Here is a 25,445-nt window from a genome sequence, read left to right as displayed (position 1 = left end):
AATTTTGATTTTAATACACGATTTATCGTAAATCAATAAAAATATATCTAATTTCATTATTTATTTATTGCATATTAGGTTTTACATTCACAATCCCAAAATAAAAAGCTTGGAAAAACCTTACTAATTAAGGCTTTCCAAGCTTAAACACATTGTTATTTAATTTTTTTCACTTTGCGCCTCTTATTTTAGAAAGCTTAAAAAGTTAGAGAATGATGCTACAAGATCTTGGTAGTAACCAATGACTTTATCTTTTAGTGCAATTTTTTCACTTTGATTTTGTTCTTCTTCAGGATTTACACTAATTTCTTCTGTATCTGTTTGGACTGGTTCTTCTTCCGGCTCTGAAACAGTGTTTTCCACTTCTTCACTAAATTGCTCTGGTGTTTCTACAGTAGAAGATAACTCTTCAGTTGCTGCATCTACTGGTACTTCCAGATTTTCATCAGTTTCAACCGGTAGAATAGTATTTTCAACCGGGATGTCTAGTGAAGAATCTTCCTCTCCAGTTGTTGGTACTGTTTCAATAATATCAGTTGCTTCATCAGTTACTGGTGTATTTTCTGTTTCTACAGTAGAAGGTAACTCTTCCATTTCTACATCTAGTGCAGAATCTTCCTCTACAGTTGCAGGTACTGTTTCAACTACATCAGAACTTACATCAGTTGATTCGTTAGATTGTTCAGAATCGAAACTACTTAAATATTGTTCAATATGTGTTTGGTAGTAGTTAATTAAGCTTTGGTAGCTATTATCGATAAATTGGTAAGATTCTTCTACCCATGTAGTAAAGTCATCTTCTGGTGTAATTACTTCTGTTAGATCATCTTCAGTCACCGGTACTGCGGGTTCTTCAGTTATATCTTCTTCCACTGGTTCTTCTGCTATCGGAGTTTCGGTCTCATCAGTTCCCTCTTCTCCCGCTTCGTCATCTTCTGACACTGGAGCTGCCGGTTCTTCCGTTACATCTTCTTCTACTGGTTCTTCTTCTGCTACCGGTATTTCTGCATCATCAGTTCCCTCTTCTTCCACCGGTTCTTCTTCAGAAACTGGCGCTATCGGTTCTTCTGTTACATCTTCTTCCACTGGTTCTTCTTCTTCTGCTACCGGTATTTCTGCATCATCAGTTCCCTCTTCTACTACTGGTTCTACTTCAGAAACTGGTGCTGTCGGTTCTTCCGTTACATCTTCTACTGGTTCTTCTTCTGCTACCGGTGTTTCTGTTTCATCAGTTACCACTTCTTCCGATTGATCCTCTTCAGAAACTGGTGCTACTGGTTCTTCAGTAATATCTTCAACTGGTTCCTCTTCTGCTACCGGAGATTCTGTCTCATCACTTAACTCTTCTTCTGCTCGATCGGCTTCTGGAGCATCAACTGTTACATCATCACCAGACACCGGTGTTTCTAGCTCTTCTGTTATACCATCATCCGTTGTATCATCTATATTATCTGTCTCATCTAATTCATCTGTCGTTTCGGTTTTTTGCTGGGCAACTTGGCTGACAAGCTTCCCTTTTTCAGGAGAACCTGGCAGGCTCTTTGCAAATTCAGACACTTTCTGCCCGTGATTTTTTGCTTGTTCAATAACTTCCTGATTAACATCTTTTGCATCCAATTCCGCTGCTGAGATAGGTGCACCTGCCGCTAAAAATGATGCAGCGATAAATGATGTTGACATCACTAGTGGCGCTACTTTCTTAGAAAAATTCTTATTTGCTGTTTTAGAGTCCATTTGTTTTTTGTTCATTACTTGATCTCTCCTAATTCGTATTTTGTACTGATAGGATGGATTTTTCATTAACCTCGGTATTAATCTAATCGTTTCATCTCTGATTGAACCGAGTAAAATGATTCCTCAATTTATTTGGCAGCACCATCTACTGCCTGCATAAAATATAGCAAAATTATATTACGATATTGTTTTACTCATATTAAAAGAGTTGATCTCCCCATTACGAATCTTTTGAATTTTGCAATATGTGAAATAAAATATACTGATAAAATCAATCCGTTTTTATATAATGAATACGCTTCCACATTTGTTCTGTTAGTAATCTTAAAAATTTTCCTTACTTTTTAATTTGGTGAAAACATTTTACATATATCACGGGACAGTAATAATTATCTAAACTAATAAGACATTTCTCAGCACATTATTACCAATTAAAATCATAATAGGCTCAACTAGGTAAGAATTTCCGTAAAAACACCTTATTTATTATGTATCATGCATTTCAGCATCCTTGTAATAACAGGAATTTATAAATTACTATAAATTAAAAAGGCATTTTAATAATCCAAAGATGTAAGTAGCTCCTTAGATATCAAAATGCCTCGCCAACTATTCTATTCATTTAAACAATCCTTTTGGTTGTACGAAAACCGTATTTTTTAAAGTTTTAATGGTAACTTCATAAAGATGTTGCTTAAGGTCATCCCGATTTTCCATTCTCGTTTGCAGCGAAGAATATGAGATGATCGGTTCCAATCTTTTTAATACTTGAACAATTTCAATTTGATCAAATTGCTCGACCATAGTTAACCTCCCCTCTATTTTTTACTCCTTTCATGATTTGTCTTTGTGAGGTCATTCGATAATACATCAATTGAATTTCGTAATGAATCGATTTTGCCTTCAAATCGCATTAATAAATAAATTGCTATCGTAATGGGAAATCCGAAATTCCCTAATATTTGAAACAGCTGCCCCTCAATCATTTTCCTCCCTCCCTTCTCTCAAAATTCTAATTGCTTTATGAATCATCTTAGAAATGGCTTGTTGTGAAACATTGTAAATCTTCGCAATTTCCTTCTCAGTTAACTCGTTTACATACCGGTAATACAATACTTGCTTTTGCTTTGTATTTAAACGTTTTAACAAAGTTATTAACATTTCATCACTCAACAAGCTCTCTAAGTCATTCTCAAAAATGCTTTCGAATTGTACAGAAGAATTTTCATCTTGAACGGTGTCTAGCATTGTCAGGCTTTCATTTATAGGTGCATCCAAATTTAATTCGTATTTTTTATTGTACTCTCTTAGCTTTGAATCAAATTTTTTTGATTCATATATAATTGCTTTTTTTATATAGGCGATACGTATAATCAGTTTTTCAAAGTATTTAAATTGTTCATTTAAAGCATCCGCATTCGAACTTGTCGGATCCTGCAAGTATGCATTATACAGTTTGTTGTAGTCTTCAATCTCTAAAAAACTTTTAAACACATTACTATTCACGACATCAGGATTCAATATCTTCATTCGTCATTCCCCTTATCTTTTTAGTCTTAAAACCTGAACTTCTGTTCGTTTTTAATTAAAAAGACTGAATAGAATGCTTATCCCTTATTATATAAAGGGGATTTCCCTAAGAATAATACAACCAAAATATTACGCTTTATTGAAATATTTCATAAGAAGATGCACCAGGCGTACGAGTTGGGAATCTATTACGACTGGTGCAATCATTTTACTGAAAATGTCTTTTTATCCCCCGCCAATTCCTACAATCCATAATTCCAGCGCGATAATAATAAACTCAACCACTTTCTCACCCCCTTTTTTTTACTAATTTTACATAAATTACACTTCACAAACTTATAATATTAGTAAATGAATATTTGGAGGGTATTATGAATAATTACGGAAAAACATTAAAAAAAATTCGAGTCGGCAAAGGATTTTCACAGAAATATGTATCCAACAATATTTGTACTCAAGGGAATTTCTCCAAATTTGAACTAGGTGAAAATAAAGATATTAAGCATTCAACTTTAAGTGAATTTTTAGTAAGAATTGAAACATCCTATGAAGAATTTAAATATATTGATAATGGGTATATCATGCCGTTAAGGGATGAAATTATTACGAATTTCTATAATCAAACATATAATAATTCGGAAAATTTATTGCAATTACAGGGAAGTTGTATTTTATTTTTAAAGGAATTTCCTGATGATCATCTAATTAATAAAATATTTATCATTATAAAAAGTTTAACAATATTGGCTAATACGAACGATTTTCATAGTGCGAAATTACTTGCCGAGCCCATTTGGACAGAACTATCGCGCAGAGACGACTTGTACTTGTCCGATATCTTTTTACTAAATTCCATACTTTATATTTTTCCGATTGAAACCGCTGTCGAAATGAAAAAATTCGCTTTTCGACATATTGAAAAATATAAAAACTTCCAGAATATAAACCGGATTAAAATAAATTTTTTAATTAACCTCTCTTTGTTGTATTTAAAAAATCACGACTATCATATGGCTTTAAAACAATTAGAAAACTCTATTGAACTATGTAAAATAGAGAAACTTTTTATAAATCTGTCTATATGTTATATACGTAAAGGGATTTGTTTAAATAATTTGGGTCATTGCGGATTATATTGGCAAACTAAAGGGATGAATATGTTGGAAGTTTTAGACGAAATCGAGTTGCTTTCTATATTAGAAACAGAAATCGATAAATACTCAAATTAAAATAAAAAAATAGATGTGCAATACGAGAATACTTGGTGTATTGAAGATGGCTCGTGTAATTACCGTTTATCTACTAAAAGCAGCCGTCGACGGAGATAATAAAAATAGACAAAAAAAAGCCGTCCAAGAACGGCCTTTTCTTTTGACTTATTTAATCGCATCTTCCTGCCGTTTTTTCAACTCTTTCTCTTTGTACATTGCTCGGTCTGATGCTTTAATCATATTGTCCAGATCTGCATATGCAACATCCGTTGTATAGTGCCATCCAATGCTTGCCGAAACATTGATAATATGCTGATCTAGAATCATTGGCTTCTCTAGAGCAGATTGGATTCGTTTCTTTATCTTTTTCAATATCGAATTATTCACATTAGCCGTGAGAACGACGAATTCATCTCCACCTAACCGGCACAGTAAATCGGTTTCCCTTAATACGCCATCGATCCTTAGAACAATAATCTGTAATAATTGATCCCCTATTTCATGGCCGTATGTATCATTAATATTTTTAAAGCCGTTCATATCAAGGAACAATAAGGCTATTGAATCGACATTCTCATGTTTCATTAAATCAAACTTTTCTCTAAGCAATGAACGGTTTGCTGCACCGGTTAAAGGATCGTGATAAGCCAAGTCCTGTAACTTGTCATTTGCTTCCCTCACTTTAAGGATGAAAACAATAAGAAAAATGGTGATAAATATTCCAAACAGTATTAAATAAATAAAGTCTTCCTTGACGACATTCGGAAAAATTTCATCGTGAAGAAAAAAAAACGAATAGAATGTAAGAATGATCGAAGCGACCCCTGCCATCAAAACAGCTTTGATCTGTTGATATATAGCACTTAGCGGAAGGGCGAGCCACATGAAGAAATAATTTACTAAATACGGCGAATCATTAAGCAGATAATAAAAATATAAGTACATACTGATGATCATGACATACATTGTGAATTTGGCGTTTACTTTCTTTTGAATCAGCAAAATCATGATGAGCCCAAAGATTCCAAAGAAGAATGCTGGAGGAAAAATACTCGCTATACCTTCAATCGATATATTAATTATTATTTGTGTAAAATAAAATACACTTATTAATAGAAGTAATAATGAATTTCTTCGATGCATTTCAATCATACTTCACCCTCCTCTACATCTGTATTGGGCATTATTGTTTATTTAACTTGTAATCATTTACTTTATTATAGCTTATGACAGAATTCTATGCAGTGAATAGTAATCAACTAAAAAAAGATCTTTCGACAGTTCATTGAAACTGATGAAAGACCTTCCCTTAAAATCTATATTCGTATTTTAAATACTTTATTCGTAATCGGAGCGAGAAATTTAACCCCTTTTTTCGTCATCATATCACCTAATATATGAGATAAATAGGCCATAGTGGAGATGATCGCTAAATTTTCCGCGCCTGTACTCACTTCCAGCAGATGGGACATATATGCCCAAAATAACACTGCCCAAATTGTATGGGTGAAGCCCCGATGCGGAAACCAGCCAGCTGCCCCAATATAAACGGCAAACAAAACGAGCCACCATAACTCATCAGTAATTGCATAATACAGAAGGAATAAACTTAAAATCGTCATTAAAATATTTTTCAGCGTTTCCTGACTTCTCATGGACATTGCGATAATAATAGCACCCAACGCTAAAAACAGCAGCTTATTTTGTTGCGTAAACCAGTCACCATCCAGAAAAGGCAAAAGATTTACATAGGCTGCCAACGACAGAATCATTATGATTCCGCCAACCATTTGTCCGCCCTTTTTTATTTGTTTCGCTGTTTTCGTTACATGTTTATTCAACAGATTGTTCCCATCCAAATCCGGAGCAAGTGAAGCTACCGCGGATACAGCTAAAACAACCGGGATCATCTCAGGTGCCTGGCTGACAGATGCCACTGCCCCGATTCCTAAACCAATTGTTAAATGCGTTCGACCTTTCATGATGTCACCTCTTTGTTGTAAAGTCTTTTAGCGGAATTTACCGCGAACTTCTTATGTATTCAAAGTGTTCATTGTACTTAATGAAGTTCTATTAATCAAGTTTTTTCATTAATGAAGCCTGCTTCACTTTATGTGCAGCTCTTTCGGTTTATTACTTACCGATCGTTCACATTTCAAGTCAGCCTTTGCGCTCGGTTATATATAAAAATACTGCAAAGCATGATTAATGAAATCATCGCAAACATATAATCGATATAAACCGTTAACAGCCATCCACCGATAATCGGTCCAATAAAACCTCCTATATTTTTAAACTGTGACGCACCAAGATATGTCCCCTTCTGATCCTCAGGTGCAATTTCCTCAATAACTGCATTCATCATCGGAAAACAGAAAATCTCCCCGACCGAGAACACAATCATACTCGCAATGAACATCCAAGAACTGTCGGAAACACCAAACAGAAATAATCCGACCGCAAAAATAACGACACCGATTTTCAGCGAACTGTATATTGAAATTCTCTCGCTTAAAACCGTTAAAGGCAGCTGAAATGCCAGTACTGTAATGGAGTTTGCGACAATCACATAGGAAAAGAGCTTCACCCCATCCTCCACATTCATATTAATGAACTGTGGGAGTGTCGAGTTGAACTGGGAATATCCGACCGTAATCAAAATTCCCCCTGCAATAAAGAGCAGCAGCTTCTGATCATGGAACACCGCTTGTAATAACGACCGGATTTGATGATTTGATTTAAGCCTTTTTTGCTTCATTTCATAACGGTTTAATACGACAAATAAAAATAGGCCATACAGCGCATACATAATGCCGGTAATCATAAACGGTGTCGCCGGGCTTGATAGGCTTGCGACCCAGACACCGAGCAACGGTCCCATAACAGCCGCAATATTAATGGCCGTATACCGTACGGAAAATAGCCTTCTTTTCTTGGCATCTTCCGTAAAATCAATCATCAGCGCTTGCGTACCCGGTTCAAAAAAAGAGCGGCATAGCCCGTTCACCGCATTCAACACGACAAAGTAAACAGCTGAAGGAGCTAACGCAAACCCAACGAATGTAAGGCTCCATATAAAGACTGTAATTATAATAACCGCTTTTCGTCCGAATCGATCGGTTAAATAACCGCCGATTAACCCGCCGAATGTTGAAAACAGAGGGGCAATTCCAATTGTAACGCCGATTAATAAAGGTGAGGCCTGTAGTTCATTATGTAAATATAAAGCTAAAAACGGGATTGCCATGAAACTCGCAGTCCGTACAAATATCGTGCCACTTAATATAATCCATACAAGCGGATGAAAATAATTAAAAATCCTTGCCATAGCCTGCCTCCTGAAAATTTTGAGAGATAACTTCCATTATACAGAGTTTGCGTAAAGAATATTTCTTTAATATGAAATTACTGTATGGTTCCACTTATCAATTTCAAGATAATGGTATAATGACTGAAAATAGTAGGTTAGGAGGTTTTATGTAAGTGAAGCTGACAAAAGAAGAAAAGTCCTGGATTTTATACGACTGCGGGAATTCGGCTTATTCCATTGCAATCACTACCGCGCTTTTTCCCATTGTTTTCGGGATGTTTCAAGGTGTGAACAACATGGATTTAGGTTACTTCAATTCACTCGCAAGTATACTTGTCGCCGTTCTTAGTCCTATATTAGGAGCCTTTGCTGATTATAAGGACAAGAAAAAACGTTTCTTCACATTTTTTGCGTTAGTCGGAATTATTTCCACTCTTTCCTTTACATTTATTTCACCGGATAGTGGGCAATGGCAGCTATTAATCGTCATGTACATTCTTTCATGTATCGGTTTTGCCGGCGCCAATATTTTCTATGATTCTTTCTTGGTCGATGTAACAACAGATGAGAAAATGGATAAAGTATCATCATCCGGCTTTGCTTTCGGCTACATTTCAAGTGTCATTCCATTTGGGATCAGTTTAGTCGTCATCTTAGTGATGGGGATGGATGCAGCGATCGGTTACCAAATCGGCTTTTGTATTACCGCGCTATGGTGGGGTTTACTGACGATTCCGATGATTAAAGACGTCAAACAGCGCCATTATATAGAACCCGAGCCGAATCCGATCGGCAATAGTTTCAAACGATTAGGTCAAACCTTTATAAATATTAAAGACTTTAAAATCGTATTCATGTTTTTAATCGCTTATTTCTGCTATATCGATGGTGTCGATACAATTATTAAAATGGTTGTTCCGTATGCGACAAGTGTTTTAGGCTCCGACGGGCTAAATACATTTATGCTTTTGGCCATTTTACTTGTTATTCAAATTGTAGCCTTTCCTTTTGCTCTGCTTTACGGTTCACTTGCAAAAAAATATTCGACAAGAGCATTAATTATTGTCGGCATTATGACTTATATGATTGCTTGTATCGCTGCCTTTTTCATTTCAGAATTGTGGCATATCTTTATTTTAGGAATAATGATTGGATCTGCACAAGGCGGGATTCAAGCACTCAGCCGTTCGTATTACGGAAAAATTATACCGAAAGAACGCTCCAATGAATTTTTCGGTTTCTATAATATTTTCGGAAAGTTTGCCGCGATTATCGGTCCTTTTTTAATGGCACTGACAACAACGATGACCGGCGATGCGAGATACAGTATTTTATCTATTATTCCTCTATTCATAATCGGGCTCATTGTCTTTTTAATGCTGCCAAAAGATGCGCATGAACAAACTAAATTAGCAGGGTGATCGAATGAAGAAAAATAATAAATATGTAATTGTCGTTTCCTATGATGCCTTTTCTAAAGATAATTGGGAAAGTGCAGCATTCAAACCGAATTTAGCAAAACTGATTGAACGAGGGGCCTCCACAAATTTAATGAAAAGTGTCTACCCTACCCTCACCTATGTTATACACAGCTCCTATGTGACAGGTGTTTATCCAGACCGGCACGGAGTTTTTCATAACAATCCATTTCAGCCGTTCGTGCCCGAAAACGATCAGAAATGGCACTGGTTCCGAAGTGATATCCAAGCACCAACTGTATATGAGGCAGCTCGAAAACAAGGACTTACAACTGCAGGACTTTTATGGCCAGTATCAGGAAAAGCGGATATTCACTTTAATATTCCCGAAATAAAAGCGATTAAAAATGAAAACCAGGCACTGAAAATACTGAAAAGCGGCAGTAAATTGTTTACGATGCAAATGGAAATGAAGTACGGAAAAGTTCGGCAAGGGATTCAGCAGCCGTATTTGGATGATTTCACAACACTATGTGCAGTAGATACGATTAAAAAGAAAAAGCCGAATTTACTTCTAATGCATTTAATTGATCTCGATGATACGAAGCATTTACATGGAACAAAGGGGCCTCATATCGAAGAAGTCATTGAACGGATGGATCGCCGGATTGGAGACCTTATCCAGGCGACAATCGATGCGGATATTTATGAAGAAACGACTTTTATAATCGTTGGAGATCACAGTCAGCTCGATGTTCAGTTTAAAGTATATTTGAATCGGATTTTATACGAGGAAGGCCTGATTTATGAGGAGAATGGAGACTGGCATTGGCGTGCATATGTTCAAAGTGCTGGTGGAGCCGCATATTTGCATGTACAGCCCGGTGACGTAGAAGCAGAAAAGATAGCGCTTACAATTTTACAGGATGCTGCACGGAATGAGGCTTACGGCATCGAAGCGATTTTGAGTGCGGAGGAATTACAGGGATTTCATGTAGCCAGTAAATTCCATTATATGATTGAAGCGAAAGAAGGCTTTGCTTTTGAAGATGACCATTTACAGGAAGCTGTTGTCGACTTACATGTACTTGGCGAAAAGTATGCGACACATGGCTACTCCCCTGACAAAGCTGATTATACAAGCAACCTGATTATTTCAGGCAACGGTGTGAAAGCCGGCTCAACAATTGGTGAAGCTTGTGTCGTTGATATCGGTCCGACCATTGCACATATTTTAGATGTGGACTTTGCAAATACAGATGGCAGAGCATTGACTGAAATATTCAAGCGATAATACCGATACTATATAGAAAATCCCTTTTGAATGGTTAGCTTCAAAAGGGATTTTAATTTCATAATTATAAAGCTCTATTTTAATTTTGTTCTTTCACTTCTTTATAAATCTTTAAAGCTTTTTCATACATATCATTGTTTTCGTCGATTTGAAAATTTCCAGAACGATTTCCCAGTAGAAAAACCCCTTTATTATCGATCACTAAACTACCTGATATTTGATCATTATAGATAAAATGAATCGTTACCGCCTTATCATAATTAATTTCCTCGTTTGTCTGTTCAATATCTTTAATTTGATTGTATTCCTTCACAAGGGACTGAACCGTTTTTTCATCCACTTTGTTATAGCCCACATACATGCTCTGCCCATAACCGATATCGAAGTAATCTGCTTTAATTTGATTAGGCGAATTACTATTAAATCCTCTTACAATAAAAAATAAAATTAAAATAACAAATACTACTAAAAATTTCTTCAAAACATCCTCCATCTAATCTAACCTTCTTTTAAAACCCTGTGGAACTATCTATAGGGGTATCTTGTCCGTTTATTTTTACATTAATTGAATCATATTGTGCATCACCACGAGTAATTTTATAAACGTATTGTTTTAACTCGCTATTTTCTTCATTTTCAGTTTCCAATTTTATATCCAATATGTTTTCTCTCTCTTCAAGTTCAGCTGTTACGGTTCCTACCGATTGAAAAACAATATACTTCACATCGCTTTTGCTATCGTTAACAAGCTGCAATGTGTCATCGGGATCCATAAAATCAATACTCTCCTGTACTTTTGGAGGAATCTTTTGCACTTCGGTAATACTCAATTCCGAGGAGTTGCAAGCAGCTAAAAGTATGGCTGTAATAAACATGAATGATATTAATTTTTTCAAGTTACGTCCCCTTCCTTGGTTCGTCTCGTTTTATTCAAGTGCATTTAGTTAAATTTAACACCTTAAATTTGCCGTATTTTAATTTATCACTTCAATCATTTCTCTTTCGGAAATAAAGTGTACGAAAGTGTTATCACAAAATCAATGGCAAGAATAATCAGCCATACCTGACTGAATTTATTGATTCCTTCATTATTAAATGGGAAATTTCCGCTCTCGTCATCAAACCACATTCCGAAAAAATCACTCAGTGGTATTTGCTGCAAACTGTCTGAAAAACCGACTGCAATTACAAATCCTATGTGAACAATGATAAAAACGACGAAATGTAACACAAATTGCTTCCATTCTTGTATCGCATAAGCCTTCCCATACAGTTTAACAGGTTGGAGTGAATTATCGATTGGCTCTCCCCGTCTTTTAGCCACCCACCTTTTAATAAAGGCATCGAGCTTTTTAAAGTCTGACTTCCCGAATGTCATCGCATATACAATAAGAATCACGATAATAATTTGATAACTCGAAAATTCACCTGTTCGCTGATAATCAAAATAAGCCAAAAGTGCAATCCATAAATCATTCACAATAAAAATAATAAATACGAATATACTCAGCTTTTTCAGCTGAAACCAGTAGCGCAACAGCAAAAAGGCAAATGCACATACCCAGAAAACAACTTCTGCAGTAATGAGGAAAAACCACTTATAATCCAAAATAAAGTCCATTGCTTCCTCCCTTAAAATTGGTTACTTAAAACTATACATTCTTATAATACTTGAAATTGTAAGAGATTAACATTTATTAACCAAATTCATTCACTTTAAAGTAGGAATATTAAGGTATGATGAATAAGTAGAATACATTTTGATAGAGGAGCTGAAATTTTTGAAGAAAAAGCCGATTTATGTGGAAACTGTTATAGACAGCTCGATTGAAAAAGTATGGCAATATACACAGCAGCCTAATCTGCATGAACAATGGGATTTACGTTTCACATCCATCACCTACAATGAAAAACAGCATGAAGACGCACCTCAAACTTTTACATATACAACAAAAATAATGCCGGGTCTGTCAGTTGCAGGTTGGGGTGAAAGTAAAGGAACACATGAAAAAGCAAGTGGTGTTAAAACTTCTTCTCTGCATTTCGGAACACCGCAAATGATTTCTCCAATTAAAGAAGGACGCGGCTACTGGCAATATATACCGAATGGCGACCGCGTTATTTTTCTGACCCAGTATGACTACGATGCCCGATTTGGTAGATTCGGACAATTGTTTGATTTACTTTTCCGTCCTGTTATCGGCTGGGCAACTGCGCTAAGCTTTAATGTGTTGGCAAGATGGATTGAAATCGGAGAAAAACCGGCAACCCAATACCGGCGATTTTTCAGCTATTATTTACTCTGCTTCCTGTTTAGTTTCATATGGCTCTATCAAGGTCTCGTTCCGAAAGCGTTGATGAAGCATCCGCTTGAAATTGATATGCTGATGAAACTGTCCCCGCTAACATATGGTCAAGCATCAACGGCCATAGTTTGGATAGGTATGTTGGAGATGGTGATTGGGATCATCTTTTTGGTACCGAAATTGCAACCGCTGCTGCTAAAAGCACAGATTTTATTGTTCCCATTGCTGACATTAAGCGCAATTATCGCTGCACCTTCAGTAGCAACGGCTCCATTTAATGTTGTTACCTTTAACGTTGGATTATGGATTGCTTCAATAGTTGCTTTACTGCTGACAAAAGAATTACCGACAGCAAAATTTTGCAAACGAAAAAGAGGTGCTTAATATGATTTATGAAACATTGCTGGCAGAAGACTTTACCAGACTGCATCCAAAACTGCAGGAAAGGTACCGCCTACCATTAGGTCAGCCTTTTCATGCACAAGGAACAATGCAAGTTATTCATTCCGGACCACGTTTATTACGACCAATGTATAAATTCTTTACGAAAACAGACTTCCTGTTTCCAGAGTCCGGCGAGGAAATTCCTTTTACAATAACGAATACCGCACGAATGAACAACGAAAAGGACGCTGAAGTGTATTGGGAGCGCACCTTCTATTTTCCAATGGCGACAAGAAAGTTCAATGCAACGATGACAGTCGATTTGGAAAGACAAATTGTTAAAGATTATTTAGGGGATCCTTCACTGTTCTACTCTGACTTAAAAATGGATGTTACAAAGGACGGTTCATTAATGATTCGCTCTGCAGAACAGCGTGCCGTCTTCGGGCGTAAAGAAGTTGGTTTGCCAAAGAAACTGACAGGCCGCGTTGTTGTAACAGAAGGCTACGATGATGTGCTCGATGTATATACGATTCATGTTTCCATTTATAATGATTTCATCGGAAGGATGATGATGTATGCTGGTCAATTTACGCCATGTGCTCAGTAGACCTTTAACAATCATCGGTCTAGTATGTATGGCCACGCTTCTGTTATTTAACGAACCAACATCGATGTATTATTATTTGACGCTGGCCCAACTTATCTTTGTACCAGTCATGGTAGAGCAGTTGGTTTCCCTGAAAAATTGGCAAAGACTTATTATAGCTGGCGGTCAACTTGCCGTGACAATACTGTACTTTATACAGAATAATTTCCTCATCCTGCTTTGTGTACTTATCTACTTGCTAAGTACACTTCTCATTGCCTCCCATGGTGTTAACCGGTTTTTAAAAAGAGGCTTTGTCAATACAGCAGAAATAATGATAGATATCGGTCTCATTTATATTGTAATGGGTGGACTGTGGTTTATGGCATTCCATCTGCAACTGGATACAGGCTTCAGTCCGATTATTACTTGGCTGACAGCAATACACTTTCATTACTCCGCCTTTCTGCTATGCATTACAGTCGGTTTGATAGGGCGTCTTCATATGACCCGTTATTTCAAATTTTGCTGTGCCGTCATCGCAGCAGGACCAATGCTCGTAGCAGCGGGAATTACGTTTTCAAGGATCGTTGAAATCATTTCAGTAAGCTTGTATGTCATTGCTATTTTCAGCACCAGCTTTTTCGTTATGAAGTGGCCATTACCTGGTATTCAACGCCTCTTCATTCGCCTGGCATTTTTGATATTATGCTTTACAATTATTTGGTCGTTTTTATATGCATATAGCAATTTAACAGGAACGAATCTTATTGATATTCCGGATATGCTGGATTTCCATGGTCTTTTAAATTGTTTAGGGTTTGGTATATCGGTAGTAATCGCCTGGAGCCTATTGCTGCCACCGACAAAGCAGCACGACTATACATTCCCGATAAGCAAAATTCGTGGAAGGTTTTCTCCAACAAACAAACCGGCACAAGGACTTGTCGATGATATGTCATCCTATATTAATAAAGAGGAAATTTCTGAATTGGTTCATGAGTTTTATGAGCAAACTGCACAATTTGAATTAAAAGCGTCGGTACAATGGGCAGCATGGTTCAAACCTTTTGCTTTTGTGTATCAGTTCATTAGCAGGAAAATGGGACAGCTGAATTTACCCTATTCCTCGAAAATGATTGTGATGGACGGTGAAATCTGGCAAGTTGATCCGCAACAAGATGGTCGGGAAAAACCGCGTGTCTGGCAACGGTCGATCAATGGGGAACCCGTTTTTAATGCGATTTATTCGCAGCATCGTGATGCAGCCAATACTTATATGAATATTGCATTGCCTTTGCCCTTCTCGTCGATGCATGGAATACTGCAGCTTTCCGTAAAAGACCGCGCACTGTACTTAACAAGTGACGGACAAGGCGATGCTGGTACGTATTTAACGTTCAGATCTTATCTATTCAAACTTCCGTTACATGAGAATTTTGTGATTAGGGAACAGCAAGGCATTCTTACAGCAACGCATCAGATGACACTGTTCGGTATAAAGTTTTTACATATTGATTATCATATCCGTAAAAAATAAAAATTCCCGGCTTCCCTATACATAAAGGGAGCCGGGTATTAATTTTATTCCACCATTTTTGCGTTAACATAAACCAACTCAAGCAAAATGATACCTATTGCCACAAACATAACCGTTTCTGCTTGTTGTACACCTGCAAATCCGCTTATGACAATCCCTATACCTAGTAAAGCAAATGTTCCACCGACAAGTACGGCCAATTTATTTTTGTCTTTTACCCGCTTTTCATTATACCCTGCTAGTAGCCAAGTTAACTTTTTAACACCGACTAAATAACCAAGCACTAAAAATATTACGCCAATTATAACCAAGTTCATTTCCATTTCCCGATCCCCCCTAAAAGTTTTTTATTACAGCTGGAACAATATAGAAAGGAATGCAAAGCGTAACGATTAAATATATCAAAATCCATTCTATATTTATCGCCCATTCCAAAACCCCTTGGCTGCCAATAACTAAAATCATTATGAGCATTGTATTTAAAATGAACATGCTTCGCAATGACCATTTAGTAATATTTGCATTTACACGATCATCAAATTCGAATTCGTCGTTCATTAATTTACTTCTCCTATACTTTGCTAAAACCATTAAGCAACCGATTCCTACTAGCAAAATCCATTTCAATAATGTACTTTCAATAAATAAAATTACACCAATACAGCAAAGAACCGGGATATAGGTGAATGTCTTTTTCATAGTTCTTCCTCCATCCAAAACAATTTTTCAATAGAAGTATCCAGTGCATTTGCAATCAACAAGCAAACTTTAATTGTAGGATTATACTTTTGTGCTTCGATTAAGTTCATCGTCTGTCTTGTGACACCAACTTGCTTAGCTAAATCACTTTGTGTTAAATTGCCCAATTCAGTTCTTCGTAATTTCACACAGTTATTTATTTGCACATCTTTCACTTTGAAAAGCCTCCTCCCTAAAATTTTGATGTCACGATGTTGGATTTGTTGTCAATTTGCAATTAGGAAAAAATTTACTTACAATTAAATTGTAACATATATATTACCTTAGTCAATTATATATGACATCTTATGCAATTTATAATTACAAAAAGCTACCATCCCTAAAATAAGAAGATGGTAGCTTTAATAATGCTTCTAAATTATTTTGCTTCTTGTTTCTTAATAATAAAGGGTGCCGCCACTAAAGCAAGTATAAGAATAATCCCCAGATAACCGATTAGTGGATAGAAATAACTAACGAGGCCGGTAAAGCCTACGAAACTTGCCAAATAACCAACAATCATTGTAATCGTAAAGAATGTTTTAAATTTCTGTGTCCCTGATTCCGCGAAACGTGCTGAGAAAGAAAAGAACATTCCAACCGCTGTATTATAAATCATACAGAAAATAACTATTGACATGATAATACCTAATATTGGCGATAAGTTACTAACAATTCCTAGCATTGGCATGTCCAATGCACCAACTTCTTCAATTTTCGAGAAAATGGCTAAATGAATTAATAGAATGAGAACTCCTAAAATTAGTCCTCCAACCAATCCGCCTATTGCTGCTGTTTTTGGATTTTTTTCTGCTCCGCCCATCACTATTGACATTGAAGCTCCAACTGCGACATTAAATGAGACGTAATTAATACTGGAAATAAACCAGTTTGGCAGTGTAGTTGGAGTTGCTTGTGCTACATCGTTTAACGATGTAAAAGTGCCATTCATCGTTATAAAACTATAAATTGCAATAAATACGACAAAAATAATGAGAACCGGCGTAATGCTTCCTATAATGGCAACAACGCGATTTACTTTCAAAAATCCTGTTAATAAAACGAGTATTGTCATAAGGGTCGTACCCACAAAGACTGGTAAGTCGAACTGCTGATTTAAGTTCGAACCGGCTCCAGCCAGCATTACGACACCTACACCAAACAATGTAAAAATAAGAATGAAATCGATGACAGTTCCTATATATCGGCCACTAATTCGGTATATAGCGTCTTTATGTGATGTCGTTTTTGTATAACTGCCAAGCCATACTAACAGCATACCAATGCCTGAAAACAGGGCCGTTGATAAAATAGCTCCGAATATCCCGAGTATTCCAAAGCTTGTAAAGTACTGCAGTATTTCTTGTCCTGATGCGAACCCTGCCCCTACAATCACGCCAATAAAAGCGCTTGCAATTTTCAATATATTTTTCACACGTCTAACTCCCCTTTTAATCCTTCGATCAATATGTATTTTCTTAAAATAATTACTAAAGCTATATTCCCCATATCGAATTTTTCGATTATTATAGCCTTTTTTCGATTTCTCCCTAGTTGTCCCCCCTTCCTTTATAAAATTAACTACAATTTGTATATTATATCATACTATTATTACGATATTTTATTATTCCAAATATTCATTTTTCAGAAAATGTGTAGGAAAATAGATATTGATTAAAACTTATTTCCATAAAAAAACATTTTTCTCAAATGAGAAAAATGTTTTTTCTGTATTGTGATAAGGTTTCCATTACAATGAGGCTGATTTTCTAATAAGTTGCCCCATTGTTCTAATATCCTCAAAAATCTTCTAATAAAAGTGTGATGTTCTAATAAAACGCCTCTTTATTCTAATAAGTGCTTCAATTATTCAAATAAAGGTAAGCCCCCAATCAAACCACGCATATAAGACCGATCTGCCTCCTAGTATGATGAACCTATCAACTTATTAGGAGGTGCTTTTCATTGTCTCGTCCAAAACTCAATATCATTCCAGTTAAGTTAGAGCCGCTAGAAGATTTTCAAGAGGTGCCCACTAACTCTAGCCCTGAGCCAATCTGTATCATAAAAGCCCAGGAGAAGGAAATTCAATTTTACAAAGGGATTGATGAATCGGTTGTTCGAACGATAGTAAAGGAGCTGCATCTATTTGAAGCATGATTTTACAACCGTTGAAAATATCTATATTATCTGCGGGAAAACGGATATGCGAAATGGCATTGATGGGCTCGCCACACTCGTTCAGGATTCCTATAACCTAGATCCGTACAGTGACTCTATTTTTTTGTTTTGCGGAAGACAGAAAGACCGTTATAAATGTCTCTATTTTGACGGGGATGGCTTCGCCCTGCTTTATAAGCGAATTGATAACGGGCGTCTGAAATGGCCACGGAATGAAAATGAAGTGCAGCAACTTACACAGCAGGAACTTCGCTGGTTATTAGAAGGTTTATCCATCGTACAATCACAATCTATAAAAAAAGCTAGACGCAGTCTATTTTAGTGCTATAATTTCCATAGCATTTAATGAATGAAACGTGGTGAAATGATGAGATGGAACAACAAGAACGCCTAGTCCAAGTACTCGAAGAACAATTAGCCTATATGAAGAAACAAAATGAAGAACTTTCAATCAAACTGGACCAGTCGTTGGCTCAAAATAAAGTTCTCTCTGAACAAATTCGCCAGCTGACGAAAGCTTTATTCGGCTCAAAATCCGAAAAATCAAAGTACCAGGCACCGGATGGACAAGGTTCTTTATTTGAAGATGATCTGTTTTTTAGCGAACCTGAGCATACAGAAGAACAAAGCACGGACAGCGTGACGTATACGGTTGTTCGTAAATTACATAAAAAGAAGCGGAATGATTCTTTCCTCGATCACGTAGAAATCGAAGAAATTCATCATCGACCAGACAACATTCAATGTGACTGTTGCCGAGGGACAATGGCAGAAGCCGGTACTACCCTTGTACGTGAAGAAGCAAAGTTCATTCCAGCTACCATGAAGCGGATTCGGCATTTTGAATCCGCTTATGAGTGTAGGTCCTGTAAAAAGGACATCACTCAAAAAGCGCAAATTAAACGCGGGAAAGCTCCTAACCCGATACTTTTACGTAGCCTTGCAGGACCTAGTGTATTAGCAAAAGTTATCTACGATAAATATGTCCAATACCTCCCACTGTATCGTCAGGTAAAAGAATGGGCGAGAAGCGGACTCATGACCAACGATAAAAACTTATCCAATTGGGTCATCCGTGGAACCAAAGAGTGGCTGTATCCTGTGTATCAGTATCTGGAAATGGTGATGAACCATAAATCGTTCATGCATTTTGATGAAACGACGGCACAGGTGCTCCATCGCACCGATGGAAAGTCACCTCAATCGACTGCTTATAATTGGGTCCGTCGTAGCCTGCCTGTCGAAGGACCGGTCATCGTACTTTTCCACCATGCCTTATCTCGGAGCCGTACGGTGCTGGATCAACTGACAACCGATTTCAAAGGCACGATTATTTGCGACGGATATTCCGCTTATGGCAAGCTCGACAATATAACGTTCGCTAACTGTTGGGCACATGTCCGTCGCTATTGGCTAAAAGCCGTTAGTAAGCATGGCAAAAAAGGGGTTGATTTCTGTGATCGCTTATATCGATTGGAACGGAAGTTCAAACACCTGTCACCACGCAAACGTGAAAAAGCGCGCCAAAAAGAATCGAAACCGATTTTGGAAGAATTCTTTAACTGGATTGAAACCTCCCCGTTTTTCGGTAAAAACGCATTAGCAAAAGCAGCCGAATATACATTGAACCGTGCTGCAGGTTTAAAAGCATTTTTAGATGATGGCAGACTAGAGATTGATAATAATCCGGCAGAAAATGCGATTCGCCCAAGTGTCATCGGTCGAAAAAACTGGCTTTTCTCTACAAGTGAAGCAGGAGCCGAAGCCAATGCGATCTGTCTGAGTCTTGCCGAAACTGCCAAAGCAAACGGCATTGACTTCTATAAATATTTGGTCAAGCTGTTCACGGAGTTGCCCAACCAAAATATCTACCAAAATCCAAAAATCATTAAGCAGTACATGCCTTGGTCCAAAAACATTCAGGCAACCTGCGCAAAATAGCCCTCTATCCCAAAAAAAATCTGGATAGAAGGGCTATTCGTCATGCGTGCCGTAAAGGTGCGTTTTTTTATATTTCGGGCTTACAAATAAAGCACGAGAATGTTCGAATATCCTGCCCAATTTTTCTAATATGTGCCCGGACTTTTCTAATAAAATGCCTTCTCAGATTCTGAAAAATCAACCCGTTGCATCTGTTCGGTCAAAGTGGCGGCCTTTTTTCAATGCTTCTACAAATTCTGTAATACCTGCTACGACACCAGGTGCGTGCGCATAGTCTTTATCTAAAAGTTCAGCTGAAGCATAGCCTAATGCTTTATAATGGTTGAAAATTTCATCAGCAAATCGTTGTACTTTACGTTTCGGTACAACACTATCGAAAGTTGCGGCAACAATCAAACCATCATAAAGTACAGGATCAGCCGTTTCCAGCGTATGGTCGATTTCACGCTCACCGATTCTTCCTTGCTTATCGCTGATCAACTCAACTGTAACCCCTTCGTTTTCTAATGGAGTTACCAGTTCTTCCAAATTGCTGTGAGTATTAACAATAATACCGACTTTTTTTGATTTTAAGAATGGTACCTGATTTTTTAGGATACTCACAGCATCAGAAGGCTGTTGATCGGCAACTTGCTGGATCGATTCATCTGGTGGCGTAACACCGATATTTTGCGCAATTTGCTCAGCCATTGCACGGTCGACACGAGCAAACATATCGACTGCTGCTTTGCGGATTTCGATTGTTTCTACTTTCCCCAGTTCAAAACTGAAAGCATTAATAATATGCTGCTTTTCCACATCAGTTTGGCTCAACCAGAATTGACGCGCTTGGCTGTAATGATCTTCAAATGATAAGCTTCGGGCACGTACTTTTCGTCCTTCGATTTTTTCCTGGTAATGTGCATAGCCGCCTTCTTTTTGTGTCACTACATGCGGTGTATTGTTTTGCAAACTGTTTTTCCCGTATGCAACACGACCTTTATTGATCGTCATTCGACCATAGCCATCACGCTGGTTATTATGGAATGGACATACAGGGCGATTGATCGGCAGTTCATGGAAGTTTGGCCCGCCTAATCGAATTAGTTGCGTATCTGTGTATGAAAATAAACGGCCTTGCAATAAAGGATCGTTTGAAAAATCAATTCCAGGTACAACATGTCCTACATGGAATGCGATCTGTTCCGTTTCTGCAAAGAAGTTATCCGTATTTCGATTCAATGTCATTTTTCCGAGTTTGCGAAGCGGAATCAACTCTTCCGGCCAAATTTTTGTCGGATCTAAAATATCGAAATCAAATTTGAACTCATCTTCTTGTGCAATTAACTGCACAGCAAGTTCATACTCTGGATAATTTCCGGCTTCAATATTGTCGTAAAGGTCTCGGCGGTTATAGTCCGGATCTTTACCAGCAATTTTTTGAGCTTCATCCCATACTAAAGAATGTGCACCGAATACAGGTTTCCAATGGAATTTTACGAAGTGGGCTTCTCCTTTGGCGTTGACAAAACGGAATGTATTGACTCCAAATCCTTCCATCGTACGGAAACTTCTTGGAATCGCTCGATCAGACATTTTCCACATTGTCATATGTGCCGTCTCTTCGTTGCTTACGACAAAATCCCAAAATGTATCATGGGCACTTTGCGCTTGAGGAATTTCATTATGTGGTTCCGGTTTAACGGCATGGATTAAATCCGGGAATTTAATTGCATCCTGAATGAAGAAAATCGGAATATTGTTCCCTACTAAATCGTAATTCCCTTCTTCAGTATAAAACTTCGTCGCAAATCCTCGTACATCACGAACTGTTTCTGCTGAACCTCGTGAGCCTGCTACTGTTGAAAATCGAACAAAGACAGGTGTTTGACGACCTTTCTCTCCTAAAAAGTGAGCCATCGTAATATCTGATGCATCGCCATAACTTTCAAATACCCCGTGTGCCCCTGAACCTCGAGCATGTACAACTCGTTCCGGAATACGTTCATGGTCAAAATGGGTCATTTTTTCACGAAAATGAAAGTCCTCCATTATTGTTGGGCCACGTTCACCTATCGTTAATGAATGCTCGTCATTCGTTAACTTTAATCCATGATTCGTTGTTAGCGGCTGACCTTCATCCTTTGTTGTAAACTGTTTTAATTGTTCGACTTTTTTATTGTTGTTTTCCAATTTACATCCTCCTCGTTCCAAAAATAGCAAGTTCCACAAGATTAGTTATACTCAACCATCTCTGTTACTTTTCTACCCTGTTTTCCGAAAAGTAGTCCTATAAAATATAATCTTAAAATTTAAATCTTAAAAGTTAGTACCTTCTCAATTTAATAATTACAAAATTGGCATGTCTTCCTTTGAATTGAACATAATACTTTCAAAAGGATGTGAAAAATACATTCTTTATGAAATACCAAAAGAAATGAGGGAAAATATGTATTACTACAAAGAAGAACTGATCAATATTATTAAACCGGACAAGCCAGATCCGGCAGCTGCCCGCGTTTTACAGGAAATTTTAGGTGGACATTACGGGGAAATGCGGACAATGATGCAATTTTTCTTCCAAAGCTCGAATTTCCGGGGTAAAGAAACTCAATTTAGAGATTTGCTGCGCGGGATTTTCTTAGAAGAAATTGCCCATGTCGAGCTTGTTCAAAATACGATCAACCAGCTTTTGAACGGGTCCGGAGAGTCTTCTGCTCCAGGCAATAATGGGATGGACCAATCACCATTGGATGAAGCAGTTCGCCATGCAAATCCCCACCATTTTATTATGGGCGCACAAGCATCATTGCCTGTTGATGCAGCAGGCAATCCATGGAACGGATCATGGGTCTACTCACATGGTAACCTCATTGCCGATTTACTGAATAACCTCGTATTGGAATCGACAGGTGTCCTGCAAAAGACTCGTATTTATGAGATGAGCTCAAACCAAACGTTCCGGGAAACACTCGCATTTTTAATCGTTCGCGATAACGCCCATCAAAATGCTTTTGCCAAAGCACTCGAAACATTAGGTGTGAACTGGGGCAAACTATTCCCCGTACCGAACTATGATATTAACAAATACCCTGAGTGCCAGAAATTTATTGATATGGGTTACCACAACTGTCAATTTAACTTCCGCCTGGACCCGACTAGAATCGGTGAAATTTTACATGGACAATCCCCAAGCCGAAATGGCGGACAATATCAAGTGACACCGCCCCCAGAAGGTTTCCCTGTACCGTTAATGCCGGATATGCCAAATGAGCATAGCCCTGGGTTATATGATTTAAATAATTAATAGCTGTATTTAAACCGACCCTCTACAATTCAAAAATCATCCGTTTACTTCATGGCTGAGTAAACGGATGATTTTTTTATTCCCTATTTCTTATTTTTTGGCATTGCGATTTGATCAAAATTATCGACGAGTTTACGCAGCCCCTCGCTTAGCTCAACTCCGCTCATTGGCACCCCATGACCTGTAATCGCTACAGAAGGATTTAATGCTGCCAGTTTTTTTACCGAATCAAACGCGGCAGTCCAGTCCGGTGTCAAATATTTCGGTGGTCCGTTCACTTCTTTTTCCTGAGTAAACACTTTATATAAAGATTCCTGTTTGACCGTAACAAATGCATCCCCTGCAATAAGTGCTCCGTCGCGCTCTCTAAATAACGAAACATGGCCAGGTGTATGACCCGGAGTATGAATCCATTTAAAGTCTTCCATGAAAGGAACGGATCCATCTGACGGAAGTTCCTGGACAGATTCTCCTAAATCGATTGCTTCATTCGGGAACATCGGCGACATTTTGGCAACTAACCCGTTGTCAACACTTGGATCAGGCTCTGGATAATCTTTTAAGCCTGTTAAATAAGGCAGTTCCAGCTTATGCGCGAAAACCGGTACCTGCCAATAGTCAACAAGTTCAATGATAGCTCCGACATGATCAAAATGACCGTGTGTCAAAATAATGGCATCCGGTTTTGTTGTTTTACCATATCTTTTTTCCGCCACATCTATTATTTCTTTGGCGCTCTTCGGCATCCCGGCATCAATTAATACAAACCCGTTTTGATCCGGACTGCTATAGAAAACAATATTTGCAATTTGAATTGTATGAACGTATAAATCGGACAATACCTCTTCACTTACACCACTATGAACAGATGTAGCAGGTATAAATTTATAGTCATCACCGTAATTCATTTTTTTATCCAAAATGGACACCCCTTCACAATAAAATTATTGAAATACTGTACAGTTATTCCAATATACCCGTTTTAACTATTTCTACATCTACTTTTGGGGAAATATCCAACGTTGAAAAATGTTCACCCCAATCTTCATTAAACCATTTCGGATGAAATGCTCTTACCTGTCGTCCAATTCCGATTGCATCGCACTTTGCCTCCTGTAATTTTTTGATTACTTCCTTCATATCTTTTTCGATTTCATCTTGCAGAAATTTTTCAAGCTCTAATCTCTTATTCTTTTTATCTAAATTATCTTTTGGAAATTCAGAAAGTATAAATTCCAGTTTTAGAGGGATTTCAATTTTATCTTCGGATATATTCAGTTTACGTTTCGATTTATTTATCCTTACTGTTACTGGACTGTCTTCATATAAATAAGAGATGCGCGTAGCAAATCCAAGAGAATCATTTAAAATATTTAATAGAACGCCTTCGTCAATAGTCAAAATTTTTCCGGTAAAGGAGCGCCCGGAAAATAGAGCGAGTCCTTCTGCCTTAGGATGTTTCTCTTCTCCCATCTTTAAATACGGCAAGGCCAGGTCTTGGGCATTTTCAAAAATTATAGTAGAAGCTGTTTGCAATGTGTATGGGATGACCATGGAATTTTCTTCCAAGCTTGTAATAAAGCGATCATAATACTCTCCTGCTGTACTTTGCTTATCTTCACTTACTTCAAAAAATGGTTTTAAGTCCCCTTGAACAATGGCTAATTTTGAAGTAATTGGACTATTCGAATCCCGAAAGTATCCATCCAAATAATTGTAAATATCATCTTCTGCTGTCTTTTCAGAAATCAGAATCGTTGATAATACCGATAAATCCATTGTCTGTTCGACATTTAGTTCTGCATCCTGCCTTACATCACGCGGTGACACACCCTTCCCTGTAATAATCACCGTTTTCATTTCTGTTGTTGTAGCTTCCGGATAGGCATAATAGGCAGTTAGCTTTCCTATTTCACCTTCAAAACCTGTAAGCGACACAACGGATGAATTCTTATAAAGCCTCTCATCCCAACAACCTGCCAG

27 protein-coding genes are annotated in these 25,445 nt (G+C 37.6%); 10 read left to right on the top strand and 17 right to left on the bottom strand.

All coding sequences use genetic code 11. The features are described from left to right. Positions 1–183: 183 nt before the first annotated feature. From MKY51_RS06890 to MKY51_RS06875, 4 genes are all read right to left on the bottom strand, one after another. Positions 184–1,749, bottom strand: a complete 1,566-nt coding sequence (locus MKY51_RS06890) for a hypothetical protein (RefSeq protein ID WP_339176112.1) — start codon at positions 1,747–1,749, stop codon at positions 184–186. Between the two features lie 603 nt (positions 1,750–2,352). Continuing rightward, a complete protein-coding gene (locus tag MKY51_RS06885; protein ID WP_339176111.1) occupies positions 2,353–2,538 on the bottom strand; it encodes a hypothetical protein in 186 nt (61 codons plus the stop codon). Between the two features lie 14 nt (positions 2,539–2,552). After that, positions 2,553–2,720: a YvrJ family protein gene (locus MKY51_RS06880; RefSeq protein WP_339176110.1), complete on the bottom strand. Its 168-nt coding sequence runs from the start codon at positions 2,718–2,720 to the stop codon at positions 2,553–2,555. Further along, the gene (locus MKY51_RS06875) at positions 2,713–3,264 is read right to left on the bottom strand and encodes a sigma factor-like helix-turn-helix DNA-binding protein (protein ID WP_339176109.1); all 552 of its coding nucleotides are present in this window, start codon (positions 3,262–3,264) and stop codon (positions 2,713–2,715) included. The genes MKY51_RS06880 and MKY51_RS06875 overlap by 8 nt, the downstream gene beginning before the upstream one ends. 371 nt (positions 3,265–3,635) lie before the next feature. On the opposite strand from MKY51_RS06875, the gene MKY51_RS06870 reads away from it, so the two are divergent. After that, positions 3,636–4,493: an XRE family transcriptional regulator gene (locus MKY51_RS06870; RefSeq protein ID WP_339176107.1), complete on the top strand. Its 858-nt coding sequence runs from the start codon at positions 3,636–3,638 to the stop codon at positions 4,491–4,493. Positions 4,494–4,640: 147 nt separating this feature from the next. Here the strand turns inward: MKY51_RS06870 and MKY51_RS06865 are convergent, their stop codons facing one another. From MKY51_RS06865 to MKY51_RS06855, 3 genes are all read right to left on the bottom strand, one after another. Beyond that, a complete protein-coding gene (locus tag MKY51_RS06865; protein ID WP_339176106.1) occupies positions 4,641–5,627 on the bottom strand; it encodes a GGDEF domain-containing protein in 987 nt (328 codons plus the stop codon). A gap of 164 nt (positions 5,628–5,791) precedes the next feature. Continuing rightward, entirely contained in the window at positions 5,792–6,457 is a 666-nt protein-coding gene (locus tag MKY51_RS06860) for a metal-dependent hydrolase (protein ID WP_339176105.1), read from the bottom strand. 173 nt (positions 6,458–6,630) lie between these two features. After that, positions 6,631–7,803, bottom strand: a complete 1,173-nt coding sequence (locus tag MKY51_RS06855) for an MFS transporter (protein ID WP_339176104.1) — start codon at positions 7,801–7,803, stop codon at positions 6,631–6,633. A 155-nt stretch (positions 7,804–7,958) separates the two neighbouring features. Here MKY51_RS06855 and MKY51_RS06850 point away from each other — a divergent pair, with 155 nt between their 5' ends. Together MKY51_RS06850 and MKY51_RS06845 are read left to right on the top strand one after the other, a co-directional pair. Next, the gene (locus tag MKY51_RS06850; protein ID WP_339176102.1) at positions 7,959–9,206 is read left to right on the top strand and encodes an MFS transporter; all 1,248 of its coding nucleotides are present in this window, start codon (positions 7,959–7,961) and stop codon (positions 9,204–9,206) included. A gap of 4 nt (positions 9,207–9,210) precedes the next feature. Further along, complete coding sequence (locus tag MKY51_RS06845) at positions 9,211–10,497, top strand: alkaline phosphatase family protein (RefSeq protein ID WP_339176101.1); 1,287 nt, start codon at positions 9,211–9,213, stop codon at positions 10,495–10,497. 79 nt (positions 10,498–10,576) lie between these two features. Here MKY51_RS06845 and MKY51_RS06840 read toward each other — a convergent pair whose 3' ends face one another. The 3 genes from MKY51_RS06840 to MKY51_RS06830 all read right to left on the bottom strand — a co-directional run bounded on the left by MKY51_RS06840 (position 10,577) and on the right by MKY51_RS06830 (position 12,118). After that, the gene (locus MKY51_RS06840) at positions 10,577–10,990 is read right to left on the bottom strand and encodes a hypothetical protein (RefSeq protein ID WP_339176100.1); all 414 of its coding nucleotides are present in this window, start codon (positions 10,988–10,990) and stop codon (positions 10,577–10,579) included. Positions 10,991–11,006: 16 nt separating this feature from the next. Next, a complete protein-coding gene (locus MKY51_RS06835) occupies positions 11,007–11,393 on the bottom strand; it encodes a peptidylprolyl isomerase (protein ID WP_339176099.1) in 387 nt (128 codons plus the stop codon). Positions 11,394–11,488: 95 nt separating this feature from the next. Continuing rightward, positions 11,489–12,118, bottom strand: a complete 630-nt coding sequence (locus MKY51_RS06830; RefSeq protein WP_339176098.1) for a hypothetical protein — start codon at positions 12,116–12,118, stop codon at positions 11,489–11,491. 160 nt (positions 12,119–12,278) lie between these two features. Here MKY51_RS06830 and MKY51_RS06825 point away from each other — a divergent pair, with 160 nt between their 5' ends. Genes MKY51_RS06825 through MKY51_RS06815 form a run of 3 tightly spaced genes read left to right on the top strand, consistent with a single transcriptional unit; the run spans position 12,279 to position 15,316 of the window. Next, positions 12,279–13,187, top strand: a complete 909-nt coding sequence (locus MKY51_RS06825; RefSeq protein WP_339176096.1) for a DoxX-like family protein — start codon at positions 12,279–12,281, stop codon at positions 13,185–13,187. A gap of 1 nt (position 13,188) precedes the next feature. After that, positions 13,189–13,797, top strand: coding sequence for a DUF4166 domain-containing protein (locus MKY51_RS06820; RefSeq protein ID WP_339176095.1), 609 nt, complete (start codon positions 13,189–13,191; stop codon positions 13,795–13,797). Further along, on the top strand, positions 13,766–15,316 hold the full coding sequence (locus MKY51_RS06815; protein WP_339176093.1) for a YndJ family protein: 1,551 nt from the start codon (positions 13,766–13,768) through the stop codon (positions 15,314–15,316). Before MKY51_RS06820 ends, MKY51_RS06815 begins: the two co-directional genes overlap by 32 nt. Before the next feature lie 44 nt (positions 15,317–15,360). On the opposite strand, the gene MKY51_RS06810 is transcribed toward MKY51_RS06815, so the two are convergent. From MKY51_RS06810 to MKY51_RS06795, 4 genes are all read right to left on the bottom strand, one after another. Continuing rightward, on the bottom strand, positions 15,361–15,639 hold the full coding sequence (locus MKY51_RS06810; RefSeq protein ID WP_339176092.1) for a DUF3784 domain-containing protein: 279 nt from the start codon (positions 15,637–15,639) through the stop codon (positions 15,361–15,363). Positions 15,640–15,652: 13 nt separating this feature from the next. Then, positions 15,653–16,015 (bottom strand): hypothetical protein, encoded by a 363-nt coding sequence (locus MKY51_RS06805; protein WP_339176090.1) that lies wholly within the window; start codon positions 16,013–16,015, stop codon positions 15,653–15,655. Beyond that, complete coding sequence (locus MKY51_RS06800) at positions 16,012–16,230, bottom strand: helix-turn-helix transcriptional regulator (protein WP_339176089.1); 219 nt, start codon at positions 16,228–16,230, stop codon at positions 16,012–16,014. Before MKY51_RS06800 ends, MKY51_RS06805 begins: the two co-directional genes overlap by 4 nt. Positions 16,231–16,433: 203 nt before the next feature. Then, positions 16,434–17,489, bottom strand: coding sequence for a hypothetical protein (locus tag MKY51_RS06795; RefSeq protein ID WP_339176088.1), 1,056 nt, complete (start codon positions 17,487–17,489; stop codon positions 16,434–16,436). 530 nt (positions 17,490–18,019) lie between these two features. On the opposite strand from MKY51_RS06795, the gene MKY51_RS06790 reads away from it, so the two are divergent. The 3 genes from MKY51_RS06790 to MKY51_RS06780 are packed head-to-tail and all read left to right on the top strand — an operon-like array spanning position 18,020 to position 20,176. After that, positions 18,020–18,214, top strand: coding sequence for a hypothetical protein (locus MKY51_RS06790; protein ID WP_339176087.1), 195 nt, complete (start codon positions 18,020–18,022; stop codon positions 18,212–18,214). After that, positions 18,204–18,557, top strand: a complete 354-nt coding sequence (gene tnpB, locus MKY51_RS06785) for an IS66 family insertion sequence element accessory protein TnpB (RefSeq protein WP_339176085.1) — start codon at positions 18,204–18,206, stop codon at positions 18,555–18,557. Before MKY51_RS06790 ends, tnpB begins: the two co-directional genes overlap by 11 nt. 50 nt (positions 18,558–18,607) lie before the next feature. Beyond that, a complete protein-coding gene (locus MKY51_RS06780; RefSeq protein ID WP_339176084.1) occupies positions 18,608–20,176 on the top strand; it encodes an IS66 family transposase in 1,569 nt (522 codons plus the stop codon). Positions 20,177–20,353: 177 nt separating this feature from the next. On the opposite strand, the gene MKY51_RS06775 is transcribed toward MKY51_RS06780, so the two are convergent. Further along, positions 20,354–22,348, bottom strand: a complete 1,995-nt coding sequence (locus MKY51_RS06775) for a catalase (protein WP_339176083.1) — start codon at positions 22,346–22,348, stop codon at positions 20,354–20,356. Between the two features lie 256 nt (positions 22,349–22,604). Between MKY51_RS06775 and MKY51_RS06770 the strand changes: the two genes are divergently transcribed. Beyond that, positions 22,605–23,462, top strand: coding sequence for a manganese catalase family protein (locus MKY51_RS06770; RefSeq protein WP_339176082.1), 858 nt, complete (start codon positions 22,605–22,607; stop codon positions 23,460–23,462). A gap of 83 nt (positions 23,463–23,545) precedes the next feature. On the opposite strand, the gene MKY51_RS06765 is transcribed toward MKY51_RS06770, so the two are convergent. Continuing rightward, on the bottom strand, positions 23,546–24,382 hold the full coding sequence (locus tag MKY51_RS06765) for an MBL fold metallo-hydrolase (protein ID WP_339176081.1): 837 nt from the start codon (positions 24,380–24,382) through the stop codon (positions 23,546–23,548). A gap of 43 nt (positions 24,383–24,425) precedes the next feature. Next, positions 24,426–25,445: a Ger(x)C family spore germination protein gene (locus tag MKY51_RS06760; protein WP_339176583.1), complete on the bottom strand. Its 1,020-nt coding sequence runs from the start codon at positions 25,443–25,445 to the stop codon at positions 24,426–24,428.

Origin of the sequence: Solibacillus sp. FSL R5-0691 (assembly GCF_037974225.1) — a bacterium.
Taxonomy (GTDB): Bacteria; Bacillota; Bacilli; order Bacillales_A; family Planococcaceae; genus Solibacillus.
This window is presented reverse-complemented; position numbering and strand designations above follow the sequence as displayed.